Below are 17,094 nucleotides of genomic sequence, written 5' to 3' on the forward strand. Positions count from 1 at the left end.
GCCATAGAGGCCATGCGCTGGGCGCGGTCACTCCTTGCCTCGGGGCGGGCGGCGCCGTCTGGGGCCGCGCCTGGAAACCGGTCTCGCCGTTTTTAACACGCTTCTGCCGCTCGTCCGCGGGCAGCGGATCGGTCTCTTCGCCGGCTCGGGCGTCGGGAAGTCCTCGCTCCTGGCGAAGTTCGCACGCGGGGTCGAGGCGGATGTGATCGTCATTGCGCTCATCGGCGAGCGCGGCCGGGAGCTTCGGGAGTTCGTCGACGGCGTGCTTGGGCCGGAGGGCATGGCAAAGTGCGTAATCGTCGCGGCGACGTCAGACCAGTCGCCACTTGTCCGCCGACGCTGCGCCTGGACGGCGATGGCGGTCGCCGAGCACTTCCGCGATGCGGGCCGGCAGGTGCTGTTCCTTGCCGATTCGATCACCCGTTTTGCCGAGGCGCACCGCGAGGTGGCGCTGGCGGGCGGAGAGCCTGCCTCGCTCCGCGGCTTCCCGCCGTCGACGTCCCATCTGATCATGTCGCTGGCAGAGCGCACGGGCCCGGGCACGGAGGAGACTGGCGACATCACCGCCATCTTCTCCGTCCTCGTCGCGGGGTCGGACATGGACGAGCCCGTTGCCGACATCCTGCGCGGCGTGCTTGACGGGCACGTGGTGATGGAGCGCGAGATCGCCGAGCGCGGGCGCTACCCGGCGATCAACCTGCTTCGCTCGGTATCGCGCTCCCTTCCCCGGGCAGCGACCGACGCAGAGAATGCGCTCATCTCCCGTGCGCGACGGCTCCTCGGCGCGTACGACCGGGCAGAGATGATGATTCAGGCCGGTCTTTACGCGGCCGGTTCGGACCCGCTTGTCGATTCGGCGATCCGTGTATGGCCGGCGCTCGACGCCTTCCTGTCGGACGACGCCCCCGAGGGGACGGCGGATAGCTTCGCCCGGCTCCGGGCGATCCTCGACCGGGCGGAACCGAAGCACTCCGGGTGAAGGATCAGAGTTGCGCCGCCTCGATGAACCGCAGCCGGCCTGGCGTCCTACCCCATAGCCAGCACGGTTCAGACCAGCCGCGACAGGAGCGTTCCGCGCGGCCCTGCCGATTGCAGCAACGTGAGAGCAGCGGACCGGGCCAAATAGACGCTGGACGCGGCGCCGACTTCGGCCCGCAGGAGGAAGGCCCGCACCAGCGTCCCGATCTTGCCGGGATCAGTGAACTGGCTGATCTCGGCATCGCCGAGCACACGTTCCGCCCGCTCGCGGAACACGCCGAGTTGCTGGTCGAGATCGAGCCTGGCGAAGGCCGAGGGCAGGCCGAGCGCGGTCTGGAAGACCTCGCGCAGAGGCGGCGAGCCCATCACGTGTAACCACCTCGCATCGTCACTGATCGCGCGACCGGCTATCCCGGCAAGTTCCCTCTCGGCGTTCATGGCCAGTCGCATGTTGTCGTCCTGCGCGCCGACGGCGGCCTCGAAGCTGCGTGTCTCGTAGCTTGCGAGAATCGCATCGGCGAAATCCGAGAGCTTCGTCCGCGGCATGGCGTAGTCGCCGAAACCAAATGCCTTCGAGAACTCCAGGTAGCGCTTGTCGGCGAGCTTGTGGCCGAGCGCATCGGGCGTCAGCGTGCCATCCTCGAGCACCCTGCGGATGAAGTGCCTGTTGTCGATGTCCGCCTCCAATCCGAAGGCTCCGAGCGCCACCGAGAGGAGCCGGCGGTCGGACACGAGATCCTCGGCGGTGGAGATGCTGCCGATCCTTTCACGAAAGTACGCCTCATCCCGCTTCAGGCGGGCGGAAGCGACGAAGGCCTCCTTCTGTGCCTCGCGGCTGCGGGCGAGGAAGGTCCAGCCGGCGTAGCCGCCGAACGGGACGACGGGCGTGAAGCTCATGACGCCGCCGCGGCCAGGAGCCGGGCCTCGCGCGGCAGGAGCGACCGGAGCGACTTCATCGCCAGGTAGAACTGCGCGTCGAGCACCGCTTGCGTGGCGAGCGACAGCTGCGAGCGGCTGTCGTGGTCGGTGAGGACCTGGCTCAACTGTTCGATGCCGCGGATGATCTGGGGGCGCGCCTCCCGCGGGTCGGCATCACCGGACAGCACCAGTTGAGCGATGTAACAGACCCTACGGACCGGCGTGTTCACTTCTTCGGGATGGATTGCGTCTCGCAACCTCAGGATGTTGGCATTCGGCGTGAGAATGGCAAGGCGCGAGCGCTTGTCGCCATTCTCGATCACCGCGCCGTTGATCAGGAGCCGCTCGCGCGGGGCGAGTTTCAGCACAAGGCCGGTCATGCGCCCTCCCCTTCGCCCCGGAGACCGCGCATGACGGCCGTATTGATGTCGATCAGGATGTCGACGGTGGCGTCGCCCGCGATCACACGGCGGCTGTGTTCGGTGGTGAATTGCGCGAGGTAGAAGATCTGTGCCCTGAGCGGTTTCGAGAGTTCATTCGTCTCGACCGCGACATCGGCGGCAAGCGTCGTCCAGAGGCTGCGGTTGTCGTGGAGCGCACGCACAAGTGCCGCGAACCCACCCTCGCCGGACTGGACCTGGCGCAAGCGGCGGGTAACCCGGGCAAAGATTTCGTACTCGGCGCCGCGCCCCGTGCGGGTGGAAATGGCAGCGGCGGAATAGGCCGATCTGGCCATCACGTGAGCGTTCACTGGGATACCTTCCGATGACGGTTTCGTCGGATCACGGGTTTTCCGGCGGAACCGGGGCGCCGTTCGCGCGCCCCGGCAGCGCTCCTCAGCGGAAGAGCGACAGGACGTTCTGCGGCGCCTGGTTGGCGATCGACAGCGACTGGATGCCGAGTTGCTGCTGAACCTGCAACGCCTGCAGCCGAGCCGAGGCCTCCTCCATGTCGGCATCCACCATCGAGCCGATGCCGGCGCGGAGAGCGTCGGAAAGCTTGCCCACGAAGGTGTTCTGGATGTCGATCCGCTTCTCCGCCGAGCCGAACTCGGCAGCGGCGTCGATTCCGGTCTGGATCAGTGTCTCGATCTCGGTCAGGGCCGCCGCGGCGCCCGATGCGGTCGAAACGTCGATCGTGGAGAGCGTGCCGAGCCCGCCCGAGCCGGCGTTCCGGAACTGACCCGTGACCGAAAGATCCGCGGTGCCGTTGTTGGTGAAGACCAGTTGCCCGGGATTGGCGCTGTCGTAGTCGACCGAGAAGTTCGCGATCCCGAGCGAATCGATCGCATTCTTCAGGCCCACGGCGACAAGGTCGTCGGTCGACGAGGCCGCGAGCACGTCGTTCGACGTCACCGTGTAGGAGGCGGTCTTGTCGCCGATGGTGATCGACACCTTGTCGCCCGCCGCCCAGGTGCCGCCGTTGGCGATGGTCAGGTCGTCCGAGCCACCGGCCTGGTCGAGCGTGGTGACGAAAGTGTCGCCGGCGGTCGAGATCGTGCCCGCCGTGGAGGCGCTGAAGACATTCGACGCAGCATAGCCGCCGGTCGAAAGGTCCTGCGCGGTGATCGAGATGGACGAGGTCGTCACCGTCCCGTTGGACTGCCGGTCGAGCGAGGCCAGAACGTCGACCGTCGTCTGAGACCCGTCCACGAGGTTGAGGCCGTTGAACTGCGCCGCTCCGACCACGGTGTTGATCTGGTCGACAAGCGCGTCGATGTCGGTCTGGATCTTGGCGCGGTCGACGTTGTCCTCCTGCGCGGCAACGATCTTGCCCTTCACTTCGGTCAGAAGGTCGGTGACCGTCTCAGCCGCCTGGCGAGCCACCGCGACGGTGGATTCGCCCAGCGCAAGGCTGTCCGAAATCCCCTTGAACCCCTTCACATCCGCCTCCATCACCTTCGAGATCGCCCAGACCGCAGCGTTGTCCTTGGCCGAAGCCACGGATTTGCCGGTCGAGATCTCGTCCTGGGTCTTCGACAGGTTGGAGTTGATGCCCTTCAGCGTCTGGAGCGCCACCATGGAGCTCGAGTTCGTCAGAATGCTCGACATGTATTGGTCCTTCATAGAGCGGCGCTTTGCGCCGGGTTTCGCTTGCCGTTGCTGGACGGCGCCCGTGGCGTTCTGACCGATGCGGGCCGGCTGCCACCGGCTCGCGCCACCCGATTCCGGATGCAGTGACGAACTTGGCGTCGAGACTCTAAGACTTCGCTAAGTGCGGCCGCCTGTTGCACGGGATTTTAGCGATCCTGCCCCTGGTTAGGCCCTGCGCTCCACCGTCCTGGCGGCGAAACTCACGCGTTGCACGCGACCCACGCGGTCGTAGGTGTCAAGTCGCGTGCCCGCCTGCCGGATCGCCGCGATCCGTGCGCGGGCGGCCGCTATGCCCCCGAGAGCCGCCTCCAGAAGCCGCCCGTTGGCCTCGCAGGCAGCCCGCAGGCCGTGCAGGTCGGCCAAGTCCAGCGTCGGCGGCAGCGCCTCGATCAACGCCGCCTTCCGCGCTCCGAGCGCTGCCAGCTCGGCGAAGGCGCCGCGTCGGAGAGCCTCCGACTCGCGCTCGACCAGCGCCCGCATTTCCGCGACCGTTTCGCCGCATTCAGCCGTCATCGCCGGCCCTCCGCTTCATCGCCTCGAAGATGGACTCCGCAAGACCGATCCCGCCCCGGCGGACCATCGCGGTCGCCTGTTCGTCGCGCAGCATCGAGGCGAACTGTTGTTCGCCCGCACCGCCGCCGAAGGATTCCGGCGTCTCGCCCAATCCCGCGGATTTCAACATCTCGGAGAGGAACTGCGCCTCCAGCGCCACCGCGGCCTCGCGCAGGGCGTCGTCGCCGGCGGCGAGTCCGGGGCCGCGGCCGGCCGGATGGGAAAGCAGTGTGCCCGGAGGCGTCAGATCGGTCATCGACAGAACTCCAATTGCACGCATTCGCCGCACTATCACGCGATCCCGGTAAAGGATCGGTAATCCACCGCTGAGATAGTCCGCGGCGCACTGGCAGAAGTCGTGACGCGATGACACCGATTCCCTTGACCGATCCCGGCCGGATCACCCCCCCGCAAGCGAAGTGCGCTGCACCGGGGGGCAAGGACGTCGCGGACGGTCCAGATGCCCACTCCGCGTTCCGCTCTGTGCTCGGAGGTCTTGCAGAGGCCGGGGCGCTCGCTCAGGCAGGCTCGTCCGCAGCCACCGAAGCTCCTGCCGTTCGGGATCCCGCGGCACAACCGCCACGCGCTCAAGAAGAGGATGCACCCGACAGCGCCGACATGTCGGGCGAGGCCGCCATCCCGGACGCTCTGCTACCCGAACCGCCGCCCATGCCCCTGTTCGTCGGGCTCCGGCCGCTGAAGGTCCCGCCGCCGGACGTTCCCCGCATCGGCAGTACCTTGGTCACCGAAATCATCAGTGACGGCAGGGCAACGGTGGGCGTTCCGGCCGATCTTGCCGCGCCGCCTGCCTTCTGGCAGGGGCCAGACAGCAGGCCGGAGACACCGGGGCCCGCGCGACACGTGGCCGTGGCTGCCCTGCCTTTGAAAGGCACCGCGGAAACGCCGCCGGCCTCCGGGCAGCCGGCGGCGGTCAATCCGACAGCGGAGGTGCCGGTCGGCATGTCAGGCATCGATCCGGGCGGCGACGCACCATCTCCGGTCAAGGGCTCCGCGCCCGGACAGCCGGTCGTGGTGGGAGTGATCGTGCAGGCCGGGGCCTCGGCGATAAAGATGCCTGCAATGATTGCGGCACCCCTCGCACTGTCACCAGCGAATGCCGCACAGCCGGATCACGCTGGCGCAATGACGTCGGCGGTCGTCCTAACGGGCCGTCGACCCGGGCCGGAGCCGGATCCTGCCCCCCAAGCGCCCGGCAGCGGCGAGACACGAGGTTCGGCAAGGATCGACGGGCAGACGCCTGTGCCACAAAGGGGGTCTGAGGCGGCTCCGCCAACCGACCGTGGCAGCACAGGGCCGCTTGCCGCCGCACCAGCCCAGGCCGTGCCGCCGACGCCGCACCCCGCTTCATCGGGCGGGTCCGAACACGTCGGCGCTCCGATCGTCGCGCCGACAGGAGGGCTTTCCGCCGGGGACTCGGCCGAAACGCCGTCCGCTTCTCGCGACGGGGCATCTGATACCGCCTCTCCGGGGCAAGCTGTGCAGGTCGTCAGCGCTACCAAGACCGGCCCACGCGGGTCCGACGTACTCGATCCGGGACCCGGACGTCCCGACGAGGTCGCACCCGCTTCGGATCAAGGCGTTGGTCCTGAACCGCTCGCCGCGCACCGCCTGACCGATCGACCGCAGCAGGTTCCGCAATCGGCGCTTCCGCCCGGCTTCGGACCACGTCTCGCCGAAGCCCTCGCGCCGTTCGCTGACCGGCCCGTCGAACTGACGCTGTCGCCGGAAGAGCTTGGGCGGGTACGCATGACGCTCACCACGCAGGATGGGACGCTGACGCTTACCATCCAGGCCGACCGCCCGGAAACCATCGACCTGATGCGGCGGCACATCGATCAGCTTGCGCAAGATTTCCGGGACCTCGGTTTCACGAATCTGAACTTCAGCTTCGGCCAGGACGGTACAGCGGCGGGAAACCGTCAGGCGCAGGAGAGAGCCGATCAGATGCCGGAGAACCTTCCGGAGAACCGCGTCGCCCACACGACCCGCGCCCCTGACCGTCGCGCGCCGCCCGGCGCCGGCGGCGGACTTGACCTCAGACTGTGAAAGGAGCCGCCGATGGACGTCACCTCGGCTACCGCTACGAGCGCGCCCCGCGCGCAGGCAACGACACAGCAGGGGACGCTGATCAACAGCGATTTCGAGACCTTCCTCGTGATGCTCACGACCCAGATTCAGAACCAGGATCCACTTAATCCGATCCAGTCCTCTGACTATGCCGCCCAGCTCGCCACCTTTTCGGGTGTCGAACAGCAGGTGAAGACCAACACGCTGCTCGAATCCCTGTCGGCGCAGCTTGGGATGTCTGGCATGGCGCAGATGGCTGCCTGGGTTGGCATGGAGGCGCGCGTCAGCGCGCCCGTGATGTTCGACGGTACGCCGCTCACGCTCTACCCGGACCCGCCCGATGGCGCGGAAGAGGCCGTCCTCGTCGCCCTCGATGCCACGGGGAAGGAGGTCACGCGCCACCCGATCGCCATCACGGATGAGCCGGCGCTCTGGGCCGGCACCGACGCGGCGGGCGCCCCGTTGCCCTCGGGCACCTATGCCTTCCGGCTCGAGACCTACGCGGCGGGAGAACTTTCGCAGGTCACCGCCGTCGAGGCGTACAGCCGGGTCAGCGAGGTTCGAAACGGCGCGGAGGGCGCCCTGCTTGTTCTCGAGGGCGGGGCAACCGTCGCGCCCGCCGATATCCGCGCCGTCCGGAGCCCAGGCATGGAGTGACGCCGGCCGCCGTTCAGAACAGTGCCAGGGCAGCCCCCGCCGCAGCGCCAACTATCGCACCGGTCAGAAGCAGCGCGACAGCATGGCCCCTGTCCTGTCGCGGTGCCGGAGGCGGCGCTTCGGACTGCCGGATCAGCAAGGCCTCCGCCATCTGCGGCAGGCGCGGACCGAACCGGCCGAGCACGCGCGCGGTGCGGACCAGATCGCGGATCAAGGCGCGGGGACCCAGGTTCGCGTGGATGTAGCGCTCCACCACCGGGCGCGCGACCTGCCACATGTTCACGTTAGGATCGAGCGAGCGTGCCACGCCCTCCACGACGACCATCGTCCGCTGCAGGAGGATGAGTTCGGTACGTGTCTGCATCCCGAACCGTTCCGTCACCTCGAAGAGATAGGCCAGCAGCCGCGCCATCGAGATATGGCTTGCGTCCATCCCGAAGATCGGCTCCCCCACGGCCCTGAGCGAACGGGCGAAATCGTCGATGTCGCGGTCGCGCGGCACGTAGCCCGCCTCGAAATGCACCTCGGCCACGCGGCGGTAGTCCCTGCGGATGAACCCGATCAGGATCTCGGCATAGACGCGGCGGGTATATTCGTCGATCTGCCCCATGATGCCGAAGTCATAGGCGATGATGTCGCCATTCGGCGCCACCTTCAGGTTGCCCTGGTGCATGTCGGCATGGAAATAGCCGTCGCGCAGCGCATGGCTGAGAAACAGTTGCAGGACCCGCTCGGACAGCGAAACGCAGTCGTGCCCGGCCTCTCGGATCGCGGCCACCTCGCCCATCGGGATGCCTTCGGCCCATCCGAGCGTCATGACCCGCCGCGACGAGAGGTTCCAGAAGGGCTTCGGCACCTGAAACCCGCCATCCGCTTCGGTGTTCGCCGCGAATTCCGAAGCCGACGCCGCCTCAAGCCTGAGGTCGAGTTCGCCCATCACGACGCTTTCGAAATGGGCGATGACATCGCTCGGCCGAAGCCGGCGAGAGGCGGGCGACAAAGCCTCGATCATCCGGGCCGCGAAATGGAAGGCGTCGATGTCGCGGCGGAAGGCGCGTTCGATCCCGGGGCGGAGGACCTTGACCGCGACCTCCTCACCCGTCGCGGCGACGCGGGCACGGTGGACCTGCGCAATGGACGCGGCCGCCACCGGCTCCGAGAACTCGGTGAAGAGTGCCTCGACACCCTGACCGAGCTCTTCGCGGACGGTTGCCTCGGCGACGGTGGTCGGGAAGGGCGGCAGCTTGTCCTGCAGCACCCGAAGCTGGTCGGCAAGCTCCGCTCCCACCACGTCGGGGCGGGTCGACAGCACCTGGCCGAACTTGATGTAGGCGGGCCCGAGCGCCGTCAGCGCCCGCGTCACCGGCGGCAGTGCAGGGTCACCCGCATAGCCCAGCCACTTGAACGGCCAGCCGAGTACGCGCGCCACCACCCTGAGCCGCGGCGGCACCTCCATCGCCTCGAGCGCGAGCTTCATGGCACCCGTCCGCTCGAAGGTCGCCCCGGTGCGGATCAGCCGCCAGATGTTGTGGGGTCCGCGCAAGATCAGAGCTTCCAGCCGGAGTGCAGCGCGGCGACGCCCATCGTCAGGTTTCGGTACTTCACAAGGCTGAAGCCGGCGGCCCGGATCATCCCCGCGAAGGACTCCTGATCAGGAAACTTGCGGATCGACTCCACCAGGTACTGGTAGCTCTCGCGGTCGTTCGCCACGACCTTGCCCATCGCCGGGATCACGTTGAAGGAGTAGCGGTCATAGAGCCATTGCAGGCCGGGGTCCGGCAAACGGCTGAATTCCAGCACCATGATCCGACCGCCGGGCTTCAGGACGCGGTACGCTTCGGCAAGCGCATCGGGAATCCGCGTGACGTTCCGGATGCCGAAGCTGATGGTGTAGACGTCGAACGTGTCGTCCGGGAATGGCAGCGCCATCGCGTCGCCGACAACCCAGGAAAGCCGGTCTGCGAGGCGCTCTGCCTCGGCCCGCTTCTGGCCCTCGACCAGCATCGGCTCGGTCATGTCGAGAACGGTAGCGGTGGCCCCGGGCGCACGCCTGAGAAAGCGGAAGGCGATGTCGCCGGTGCCGCCGGCCACATCCAGCAGCTTCTGGCCCGGCCGCGGGGCGAGCCAGTCCATCATCGCGTCTTTCCAGAGCCGGTGGATGCCTGCGCTCATCAGGTCATTCATCAGGTCGTAGCGGTTCGCGACGCGGGAAAAGACGCCATGGACCATGCTGGCCTTCTCGCCCTCGGGCACGTCCTGGAACCCGAAATGGGTCGTCGGGGTATCGCTCTCGCTCATGGCCCTTGCCGTCCGCTCGCTGTCGGCCCTGTTATAGAAGCTGTGGCCGCAGAGACAATGCGGCGTTCGCGCCACGAGAAGGACCCCGACGAATGCCCGAACTGCCCGAAGTCGAAACCGTCCGTCGCGGTCTTCTCCCGGCGATGGAGGGTCGCATCATCGAACGGGTGGAGGTGCGCAGGCGCGACCTGCGCTTTCCCTTCCCCGATCGCATGGCCGAGCGGCTGACGGGCGCTCGCGTCGTCGGCCTGCGCCGGCGGTCGAAGTACATTCTCGCCGATCTCTCGACCGGCGAGACACTTCTTGTCCATCTCGGCATGTCTGGCCGGATGCTGGTTTCCGGCACGATACTCGGCGATTTCCACCACGACCATCCGGCGCCGGCGAAGCACGACCATGTCGTCCTCGACATGGAGGGCGGTGCGCGCGTGACCTTCAACGACGCCCGTCGCTTCGGGGCGATGGACCTCATGTCCACCGACCGGGCAGAGGACCACTGGCTCCTGCGTGACATCGGCCCCGAACCGCTGGGCAATGCCTTCGACGGAGCCTACCTGGCCCGGCGGCTCTCCGGCCGGATGACGCCGGTCAAGGCGGCGCTTCTCGACCAGAAGCTCGTCGCCGGCCTCGGCAACATCTATGTCTGCGAGGTGCTGCACCGCGCCGGCATCGACCCTCGCCGCAGGGCCGGCCGCATCGCGCCCAGCCGCGTCGCCACGCTCGTCCCCCTGATCCGAACCGTGCTTGCCGAGGCGATCGAGGCGGGCGGATCGTCCTTGCGCGACTACCGCCAGGCGGACGGCGAACTCGGCTATTTCCAGCACGCGTTCCGCGTCTACGACCGCGAGGGCGAGCCCTGCCCGACGCCAGGATGCGGCGGGCGGGTCGCGCGAATCGTCCAGTCCGGCCGGTCCACCTTCTTCTGTCCACGCTGTCAAAGATGACTTGATCCCTTCGCGGGGGCTGGTAGGACTCGGCCTCGCAGCCGCAGAAAGGGCCTCGCCATGGCTTACGAGACGCTGATCGTCGAGATCGAGGACTACGTTGCCCTGATCCGCCTGAACCGTCCTGATGCGCTGAACGCCCTGAACTCCAAGCTTGTCGGCGAGCTTGCCGAGGCGATCACCGAGGCCGACACGAATGACAAGGTGCGGTGCCTCGTCATCACCGGCTCGGACAAGGCCTTCGCCGCGGGCGCCGACATCAAGGAGATGTCGACGAAGACATACGTCGATGTCTTCACGGATGACCTCTTCGGCCCGATCAACGAGTGCTTCCGCCGAGCGCGCAAGCCCGTTGTCGCCGCGGTCGCGGGCTATGCCCTTGGCGGCGGCTGCGAGCTTGCGATGATGTGCGACTTCATCATTGCCGCCGATACGGCCAAGTTCGGCCAACCCGAAATCAACCTCGGCGTCATCGCCGGGATCGGCGGCACCCAGCGGCTCACCCGCTTCGTGGGCAAGGCGAAGGCGATGGACATGCACCTGACCGGGCGCTTCATGGACGCGGCCGAGGCGGAACGCGCGGGCCTCGTCAGCCGCGTCGTGCCCGCGGTCAAGCTGCTGCCCGAGGCGATGGCCGTCGCCCGCAAGATCGCCGAGAAATCGGCGCTCGCGACGGTCGCGGCGAAAGAGGCGGTGAACCGCAGCTACGAGACGACCCTGACGGAGGGCATCCTCTTCGAGCGGCGGCTCTTCCACGGGCTCTTCGCCACCGAAGACCAGAAGGAGGGCATGAGTGCCTTCCTGCAAAAGCGCACGCCGCAGTTCCGCGACAGATAGGCAGAAAAATCTCCGCCCCCGCTGTTGACTTGCGCCCGAGTCGCGCATAGAAGCGCGGCTTCAGATTTACCCGAACCGAAAACCGGAAGACGTTACATGGCCAATACGCCCCAGTCCAAGAAGCGCGCGCGCCAGAGCGTTCGTCGTCAGGACGTGAACAAGGCCCGCCGCTCGCGGATCCGCACCTTCCTGCGCAAGGTCGAAGAGGCGATTGCGTCGGGCAACCAGGAAACCGCGACCGCCGCGCTGAAGGCGGCGCAGCCCGAGCTTGCCCGTGGCGTGACCAAGGGCATCCTCCACAAGAATACTCTGGCCCGGAAGATGTCGCGGCTGACGTCGCGCGTGAAGGCGATCACCGCCTGATCCCGGAACAAACCGGAGACTGACGAAGGGCGCGCCACAGGCAGCGCCCTTTTTCGATGTGGCCTGCCGCCCGACTCCACCCGGCAAAATTGCTCCCCTGTGCCCCGTTTGCACAGGCACCCGGATTCGGTGCGACAAAGAGGGAGTCAAGCGTGAAGTTCTGTTGCCCCCGCTTCCGCCACCTTGGTAGCGTCTCCCTGCGATTCACGTCGTCTTGGGGGGACATGCGGTAACCACCGGGCCCGCGCAGGAGCTGCACCCTGCGTTGGCTTGAACGTGTGTTGGGGAATTCCAGCGCATGGGTTGTTCTGGCGGCGGCTGCAAGCCACGCGCCTGGAACGCGGGGCCGGTCAGTCGGCCGCTGCCATGTCCAAAGGAACCAACGCTTCCGGCGGGAAGCGGCACGAACCGGCTGCGGCTGGGATTTGATGCTGCTTGCGCCGGAGGTGCGAACGACGGCTTCGCGGGAAGAGACGGACCGGCACGGCTGCAGTGCGGGACAGTGAACCGAAGACGCGAGCACAGAAATGATCCAAGACTCCTGGGGGCGGGTGCGACATGAACTTCTCAAGACGATCGGGCAGAACAACTTCACGACCTGGATCGAGCCGCTGACGCTCGCCGAGTTTGACGATGGCATCGCCCGTTTCCTGGCGCCGACGAAATTCATGCGCGACTGGGTATCGCGCAACTACGCCGAACAGATCCGCCAGCACCTGAACAATTCCGGACTGGAGGTCGAGCGCGTGGAGTTCCACGTCTCCGAAGCCCGGCCCGTGCAGGCGGCCCCGTCGGCCCGCAGGTCGGCGCCGAGGGCGGTTTCTGCCGCGCCCGCGCAGGACACGCTGCCCGGGGCGCCGCTCGACCCGCGCTTCACCTTCGACACCTTCGTTGTTGGCAAGCCGAACGCGCTGGCCCATGCCGCGGCCCGCCGCGTGGCCGAAGGTGCGCCGGTCAGCTTCAATCCGCTCTTCCTCTACGGGGGCGTTGGTCTCGGCAAGACACACCTGATGCATGCGATAACCCAAGAACTGCGCGCACGCTTCCCCGAGAAGAAGGTAATCTACCTGTCGGCCGAGCAGTTCATGTACCGCTTCATCCAGGCCCTGAGAGAGCGCGAGATCATCGCCTTCAAGGAACTGTTTCGCGGCGTCGATGTCCTCATGGTCGATGATCTTCAGTTCATCGCCGGCAAGGATTCGACGCAGGAGGAGTTTTTTCACACCTTCAACGCGCTCGTCGATCAGAACCGTCAGATCGTCATTTCGGCCGATCGCTCGCCCGGGGAAATCAAGGGGCTGGAGGAACGGATCAAGAGCCGCCTGCAGTGCGGGCTCGTCGTCGACCTGCACCCGACGGACTACGAGCTTCGCCTCGGCATCCTGCAGCAGAAAGCCGAGATGCAACGCGGCCACTACCCGGGGGTGAAACTCCTGCCCGGCGTCTTGGAGTTCCTCGCCCATCGGATCACGACGAACGTGCGGGTTCTCGACGGCGCGCTGACGCGCCTCTTCGCCTTCGCCTCGCTCGTCGGGCGCGACATAACGCTCGACCTCACGCAGGACTGCCTGTCGGACGTCCTGCGCGCCTCCGACCGCAAGGTCTCGATCGAAGAGATTCAGCGCAAGGTCGCGGAGCACTACAACATCCGGCTGTCCGACATGGTCGGTCCGAAGCGCCAGCGCACCGTGGCCCGTCCGCGGCAGGTTGCGATGTACCTGGCCAAGACCCTGACGACACGCTCCCTGCCCGAGATCGGGCGGCGGTTCGGCGGGCGCGACCACACCACGATCATGCACGGCATCCGCAAGATCGAGGAACTCAAGGCGACGGACGGCCAGTTGTCGGACGATCTCGACCTCCTGCGTCGCTCTCTGGAAGGGTGAGGGCGCGAGAAGCGCCCTTGACCCCCCCTCCATTCCAATGGAAATTCCCGAAAAATCTTGAGCCCGAGGCGAAAGTCGCTAACTTTCGCCTCCCGGCATCTCAGGGGGATGAATATGAAGATCAGCATCGAGCGGGCGACGCTTCTCAAGGCGGTCGGCCAGGCCCAGTCGGTGGTCGAACGCCGCAACACGATCCCGATCCTCGCCAACGTGCTGATCGAGGCCGAGGGGAACACGGTGAGCTTCCGCGCCACCGACCTCGACATCGAGGTGGTGGACAAGGCCCCGGCCCAGGTCGAACGCGCCGGGGCCACGACCGTCTCGGCGGTTATGCTCCATGAGATCGTCCGCAAGCTGCCGGACGGCGCGCTCGTCCAACTTGCCGACGACAGCGCGGCCGGGCGTCTGACGGTGCAGGCGGGCCGGTCGATGTTCTCGCTTGCCACGCTGCCGAAGGAAGACTTCCCGATCATGGCGTCGTCGGAATACACCTCGAACTTTTCCGCCCCGGCACCCGTGCTGAGGCGGCTCTTCGACAAGTCGAAGTTCGCGATCTCGACGGAAGAGACGCGCTATTACCTGAACGGTGTCTACATGCACGTAGCCGAGGGCGAAGGCGGCAAGGTCCTGCGCTGCGTCGCGACGGACGGGCACCGACTGGCACGGATCGACGCGTCCCTGCCCGCGGGTGCCGAGAACATGCCGGGCGTGATCGTGCCCCGAAAGACAGTGGGAGAGCTCAGGAAGCTTCTCGACGACGACGATTCGCAGATCGCGGTCTCGGTCTCGGAAACGAAAGTCCGTTTCGCCACGCCGGCGATCACGCTGACGTCGAAGGTCATCGACGGCACCTTCCCGGACTACAGCCGCGTCATCCCGACGGGGAATACCCGACGCCTGGAGGTCGACGCCGCCGAGTTCGCGAAGGCGGTGGACCGGGTCGCCACGGTCTCGTCCGAACGCTCGCGCGCGGTCAAGCTGTCGCTCGACGACGATCGGCTGGTGCTTTCGGTCAACGCCCCCGACGCCGGCGCGGCGGAGGAGGAACTGGCGGTGGCCTATGGCGACGAGCGGCTCGATATCGGCTTCAACGCCAAGTACCTGCTGGAGATCGCCAGCCAGGTGGACCGTGAGAACGCGGTGTTCCTGTTCAATTCGGCGGGCGATCCGACGCTGATGCGCGAGGGCAACGACACCTCGGCCGTCTATGTCGTGATGCCGATGCGGGTCTGATCGGGCCAGCGGCCGGGGCCTCTGGCGGGAGCACTTGAGCCACAATGAAAGGCAGGGCCTGACTTGCCGCGGCTCGTCGTCACATCGCTTGTGCTGTCGCACTTCCGCTCGCACCGGCGGACCGGACTCGGCTTTGACGGCCGCCCGGTGGCGCTCTGGGGGCCGAACGGGGCCGGCAAGACCAATGTGCTGGAGGCGATCTCCCTCCTCTCGCCCGGCCGCGGCCTTCGTCGCGCTGCGCCCGAGGATCTGGGACGGCGCCCCGAGGGCGTCGGCTGGAAGCTGAAGGCCGTGGTCGAGAGCCTTCGCCAGACACACGAGGTCGAGACCTTCGCTGAACCCGGCGTGGCACGCAGCGTCCTGATCGACGGCAAGCCCGCGCCGCAGGCGGCGCTGGGGCGCATCCTGAGGATGCTCTGGCTCGTTCCGGCAATGGACCGGCTCTGGATCGAGGGGGCGGACGGGCGGCGGCGGTTTCTCGACCGGATGACGCTCTCGTTCGAACCGGGTCAGGCCGAGGCCGCCCTGACCTACGAGAAGGCCATGCGGGAGCGTAACCGGCTCTTGAAGGACGAGGTGCGCGACGCCCGCTGGTACGATGCGCTGGAGGCGCAGATGGCCGAGGCAGGCGCGGCAATCCAGGCAAACCGGGCTGCGGCGGTCGCCAGGGTCGCGGCGGCAAGCCGGGATGCGCGCACCTCCTTCCCGGCGGCGGACCTCGCCATCGTCGGGCCGGACGGCGCGGAGGTTCCCCTGGACGCTGAGGAACTGTCCGAGGCACTTGCCGCAGGACGGGGCCGTGACATGGCGGCGGGACGGACGCTTGCCGGCCCGCACCGGGCCGACCTCGCCGCAACCTACGCCGCCAAGGCTGTGCCCGCCGCTCAGGCCTCCACCGGGGAACAGAAGGCGCTGCTCCTCTCGCTCATCCTTGCCAATGCCCGCGCGCTCGCGGAGGATTTCGGCGCGCCGCCGATCCTTCTTCTCGACGAGGTCGGGGCGCATCTCGACGCCGGGCGGCGCGAGGCGCTTTATGATGAGATCTGCGCGCTCCGCGCCCAGGCCTTTCTGACCGGTACCGGAGCGGAGCTCTTCGATACGCTCGGAACCCGCGCTCAAGGATTTGAGGCGATGGAGGAAAACGGGCTGTCGATCGTGACGGAAAGGAACATTCCATGACCCCCCAGCGCGTCACCTTGATCACGCTTGGCGTCGCCGACCTGTCCCGGTCGCGCGCCTTCTACGGGGCACTCGGCTGGGTTCCTGCCGAGGCGCAGGAGGGCGTGGTTTTCTACCAGATGCAGGGCGCCGTTCTTGCGCTTTTCGGCAAGCACGACCTTGGCACCGACCACGACCGGCCGGGCGCCGCGCTCGGGACCGGGGCCATGACGCTCGCCCAGAACTTCCGCACCGAAGCCGAGGTGGACACCGCCTTCGAGGCGGCGCTCGCCGCTGGGGCTACGGCGCTGAAACGACCGGAGAAGGTCTTCTGGGGCGGGTATTCGGGCTATTACGCCGACCCGGACGGCCATGTCTGGGACGTGGCGATGAATCCCTTCTGGCCCCTCGCCGACGATGGCAGCCTGACCTTGCCATGACCGTCACCAGCCATCAGCTTCTCCTCTATGCGCTCGGCATGGCGGGTCTGTGGGCGGTGCCCGGCCCGGTCTGGGTGGCGCTGACCGCACGGGCGCTGTCGGGCGGGATGGCCGCAGCCTGGCCGCTGGCCGTGGGCGTGGCGCTCGGCGACCTGATCTGGCCCTTCTGCGCGATCCTGGGCCTCGCCTGGGTCCTGTCGCTCTATGGCGACGCACTCAGCGTCCTGCGCTGGCTGGCGGCAGCAGTCTTCATCGTCATGGGTATCCTCCTGATCCGGCGCCCGCCGTCGCCGCCCGGCGCAAACGGCCGGCTTGTGAAACCCGGGCTCTGGGCCGGCTTCTCCGTCGGGGTGGCGGCGGTGATCGGCAATCCCAAGGCGATCCTCTTCTACATGGGTTTCCTGCCGGGGTTCTTCGATCTCTCGCGCGTTACCGCCCCCGATATCGCGGCGATTCTCACGATTTCGGCGCTGGTGCCGATGGCAGGGAACCTCGCGCTGGCGGTATTCTTCGACCGCGCGCGCAGGGTGCTCAGCAGCCCCGGCGCGCTCCATCGGCTGAACCTCGGCTCGGGTCTCCTGCTGGTTCTGGTGGGCCTGGTGATCCCCTTCACATGATCCGCCTCGCGCCACCAAATCTTGTGGCATCC

The 17,094-nt window shown here is 67.3% G+C and carries 18 protein-coding genes and 1 pseudogene; 11 read left to right on the forward strand and 8 right to left on the reverse strand.

The features are described from left to right. Nucleotides 1-49: 49 nt before the first annotated feature. A pseudogene (locus tag F9K34_RS01510) lies at nucleotides 50-979 on the forward strand (FliI/YscN family ATPase); the annotation flags it as partial. Nucleotides 980-1,047: 68 nt separating this feature from the next. On the opposite strand, the gene F9K34_RS01515 reads toward F9K34_RS01510, so the two are convergent. The 6 genes from F9K34_RS01515 to F9K34_RS01540 form a co-directional block, all read right to left on the reverse strand. After that, entirely contained in the window at nucleotides 1,048-1,875 is an 828-nt protein-coding gene (locus F9K34_RS01515) for a DUF1217 domain-containing protein (protein ID WP_291334743.1), read from the reverse strand. Then, entirely contained in the window at nucleotides 1,872-2,276 is a 405-nt protein-coding gene (gene flbT, locus F9K34_RS01520; RefSeq protein WP_291334745.1) for a flagellar biosynthesis repressor FlbT, read from the reverse strand. The genes F9K34_RS01515 and flbT overlap by 4 nt, the downstream gene beginning before the upstream one ends. Continuing rightward, entirely contained in the window at nucleotides 2,273-2,647 is a 375-nt protein-coding gene (gene flaF, locus F9K34_RS01525) for a flagellar biosynthesis regulator FlaF (protein WP_291334747.1), read from the reverse strand. Before flaF ends, flbT begins: the two co-directional genes overlap by 4 nt. A gap of 85 nt (nucleotides 2,648-2,732) precedes the next feature. Continuing rightward, a complete protein-coding gene (locus F9K34_RS01530) occupies nucleotides 2,733-3,947 on the reverse strand; it encodes a flagellin (RefSeq protein ID WP_291334749.1) in 1,215 nt (404 codons plus the stop codon). 207 nt (nucleotides 3,948-4,154) lie between these two features. Next, the gene (locus tag F9K34_RS01535; RefSeq protein ID WP_291334751.1) at nucleotides 4,155-4,502 is read right to left on the reverse strand and encodes a hypothetical protein; all 348 of its coding nucleotides are present in this window, start codon (nucleotides 4,500-4,502) and stop codon (nucleotides 4,155-4,157) included. Beyond that, nucleotides 4,492-4,797 (reverse strand): rod-binding protein, encoded by a 306-nt coding sequence (locus tag F9K34_RS01540; protein WP_291334753.1) that lies wholly within the window; start codon nucleotides 4,795-4,797, stop codon nucleotides 4,492-4,494. The genes F9K34_RS01535 and F9K34_RS01540 overlap by 11 nt, the downstream gene beginning before the upstream one ends. Nucleotides 4,798-5,210: 413 nt before the next feature. Here F9K34_RS01540 and F9K34_RS01545 point away from each other — a divergent pair, with 413 nt between their 5' ends. Next, the gene (locus F9K34_RS01545) at nucleotides 5,211-6,608 is read left to right on the forward strand and encodes a flagellar hook-length control protein FliK (RefSeq protein ID WP_291334755.1); all 1,398 of its coding nucleotides are present in this window, start codon (nucleotides 5,211-5,213) and stop codon (nucleotides 6,606-6,608) included. A gap of 12 nt (nucleotides 6,609-6,620) precedes the next feature. Beyond that, on the forward strand, nucleotides 6,621-7,286 hold the full coding sequence (locus tag F9K34_RS01550; protein WP_291334756.1) for a flagellar hook capping FlgD N-terminal domain-containing protein: 666 nt from the start codon (nucleotides 6,621-6,623) through the stop codon (nucleotides 7,284-7,286). 13 nt (nucleotides 7,287-7,299) lie between these two features. Here F9K34_RS01550 and ubiB read toward each other — a convergent pair whose 3' ends face one another. Together ubiB and ubiE are read right to left on the reverse strand one after the other, a co-directional pair. Then, nucleotides 7,300-8,829, reverse strand: a complete 1,530-nt coding sequence (gene ubiB, locus F9K34_RS01555) for a 2-polyprenylphenol 6-hydroxylase (RefSeq protein ID WP_291334758.1) — start codon at nucleotides 8,827-8,829, stop codon at nucleotides 7,300-7,302. A 2-nt stretch (nucleotides 8,830-8,831) separates the two neighbouring features. Next, the gene (ubiE, locus tag F9K34_RS01560) at nucleotides 8,832-9,584 is read right to left on the reverse strand and encodes a bifunctional demethylmenaquinone methyltransferase/2-methoxy-6-polyprenyl-1,4-benzoquinol methylase UbiE (protein ID WP_291334760.1); all 753 of its coding nucleotides are present in this window, start codon (nucleotides 9,582-9,584) and stop codon (nucleotides 8,832-8,834) included. 92 nt (nucleotides 9,585-9,676) lie between these two features. On the opposite strand from ubiE, the gene mutM reads away from it, so the two are divergent. The 8 genes from mutM to F9K34_RS01600 all read left to right on the forward strand — a co-directional run bounded on the left by mutM (nucleotide 9,677) and on the right by F9K34_RS01600 (nucleotide 17,062). After that, nucleotides 9,677-10,528 (forward strand): bifunctional DNA-formamidopyrimidine glycosylase/DNA-(apurinic or apyrimidinic site) lyase, encoded by an 852-nt coding sequence (gene mutM / locus F9K34_RS01565; RefSeq protein WP_291334762.1) that lies wholly within the window; start codon nucleotides 9,677-9,679, stop codon nucleotides 10,526-10,528. A gap of 60 nt (nucleotides 10,529-10,588) precedes the next feature. Continuing rightward, nucleotides 10,589-11,365, forward strand: a complete 777-nt coding sequence (locus F9K34_RS01570) for an enoyl-CoA hydratase (RefSeq protein WP_291334764.1) — start codon at nucleotides 10,589-10,591, stop codon at nucleotides 11,363-11,365. Between the two features lie 96 nt (nucleotides 11,366-11,461). Beyond that, on the forward strand, nucleotides 11,462-11,728 hold the full coding sequence (gene rpsT, locus F9K34_RS01575) for a 30S ribosomal protein S20 (protein ID WP_291334766.1): 267 nt from the start codon (nucleotides 11,462-11,464) through the stop codon (nucleotides 11,726-11,728). Nucleotides 11,729-12,255: 527 nt separating this feature from the next. After that, nucleotides 12,256-13,614 carry a chromosomal replication initiator protein DnaA gene (dnaA, locus tag F9K34_RS01580; RefSeq protein ID WP_291334768.1) on the forward strand — a complete coding sequence of 453 codons (1,359 nt, stop codon included), beginning with the start codon at nucleotides 12,256-12,258 and terminating at the stop codon, nucleotides 13,612-13,614. 114 nt (nucleotides 13,615-13,728) lie between these two features. Continuing rightward, nucleotides 13,729-14,847: a DNA polymerase III subunit beta gene (gene dnaN / locus F9K34_RS01585; RefSeq protein WP_291334771.1), complete on the forward strand. Its 1,119-nt coding sequence runs from the start codon at nucleotides 13,729-13,731 to the stop codon at nucleotides 14,845-14,847. A 63-nt stretch (nucleotides 14,848-14,910) separates the two neighbouring features. Next, nucleotides 14,911-16,026 carry a DNA replication/repair protein RecF gene (gene recF / locus F9K34_RS01590; RefSeq protein ID WP_291334773.1) on the forward strand — a complete coding sequence of 372 codons (1,116 nt, stop codon included), beginning with the start codon at nucleotides 14,911-14,913 and terminating at the stop codon, nucleotides 16,024-16,026. Further along, nucleotides 16,023-16,445: a VOC family protein gene (locus F9K34_RS01595; RefSeq protein WP_291334775.1), complete on the forward strand. Its 423-nt coding sequence runs from the start codon at nucleotides 16,023-16,025 to the stop codon at nucleotides 16,443-16,445. The genes recF and F9K34_RS01595 overlap by 4 nt, the downstream gene beginning before the upstream one ends. Beyond that, nucleotides 16,442-17,062, forward strand: a complete 621-nt coding sequence (locus tag F9K34_RS01600) for a LysE family translocator (protein WP_291334777.1) — start codon at nucleotides 16,442-16,444, stop codon at nucleotides 17,060-17,062. Before F9K34_RS01595 ends, F9K34_RS01600 begins: the two co-directional genes overlap by 4 nt. Nucleotides 17,063-17,094: the final 32 nt, after the last annotated feature.

Origin of the sequence: Albidovulum sp. (genome assembly GCF_008933605.1) — a bacterium.
Taxonomy (GTDB): domain Bacteria; phylum Pseudomonadota; class Alphaproteobacteria; order Rhodobacterales; family Rhodobacteraceae; genus Albidovulum.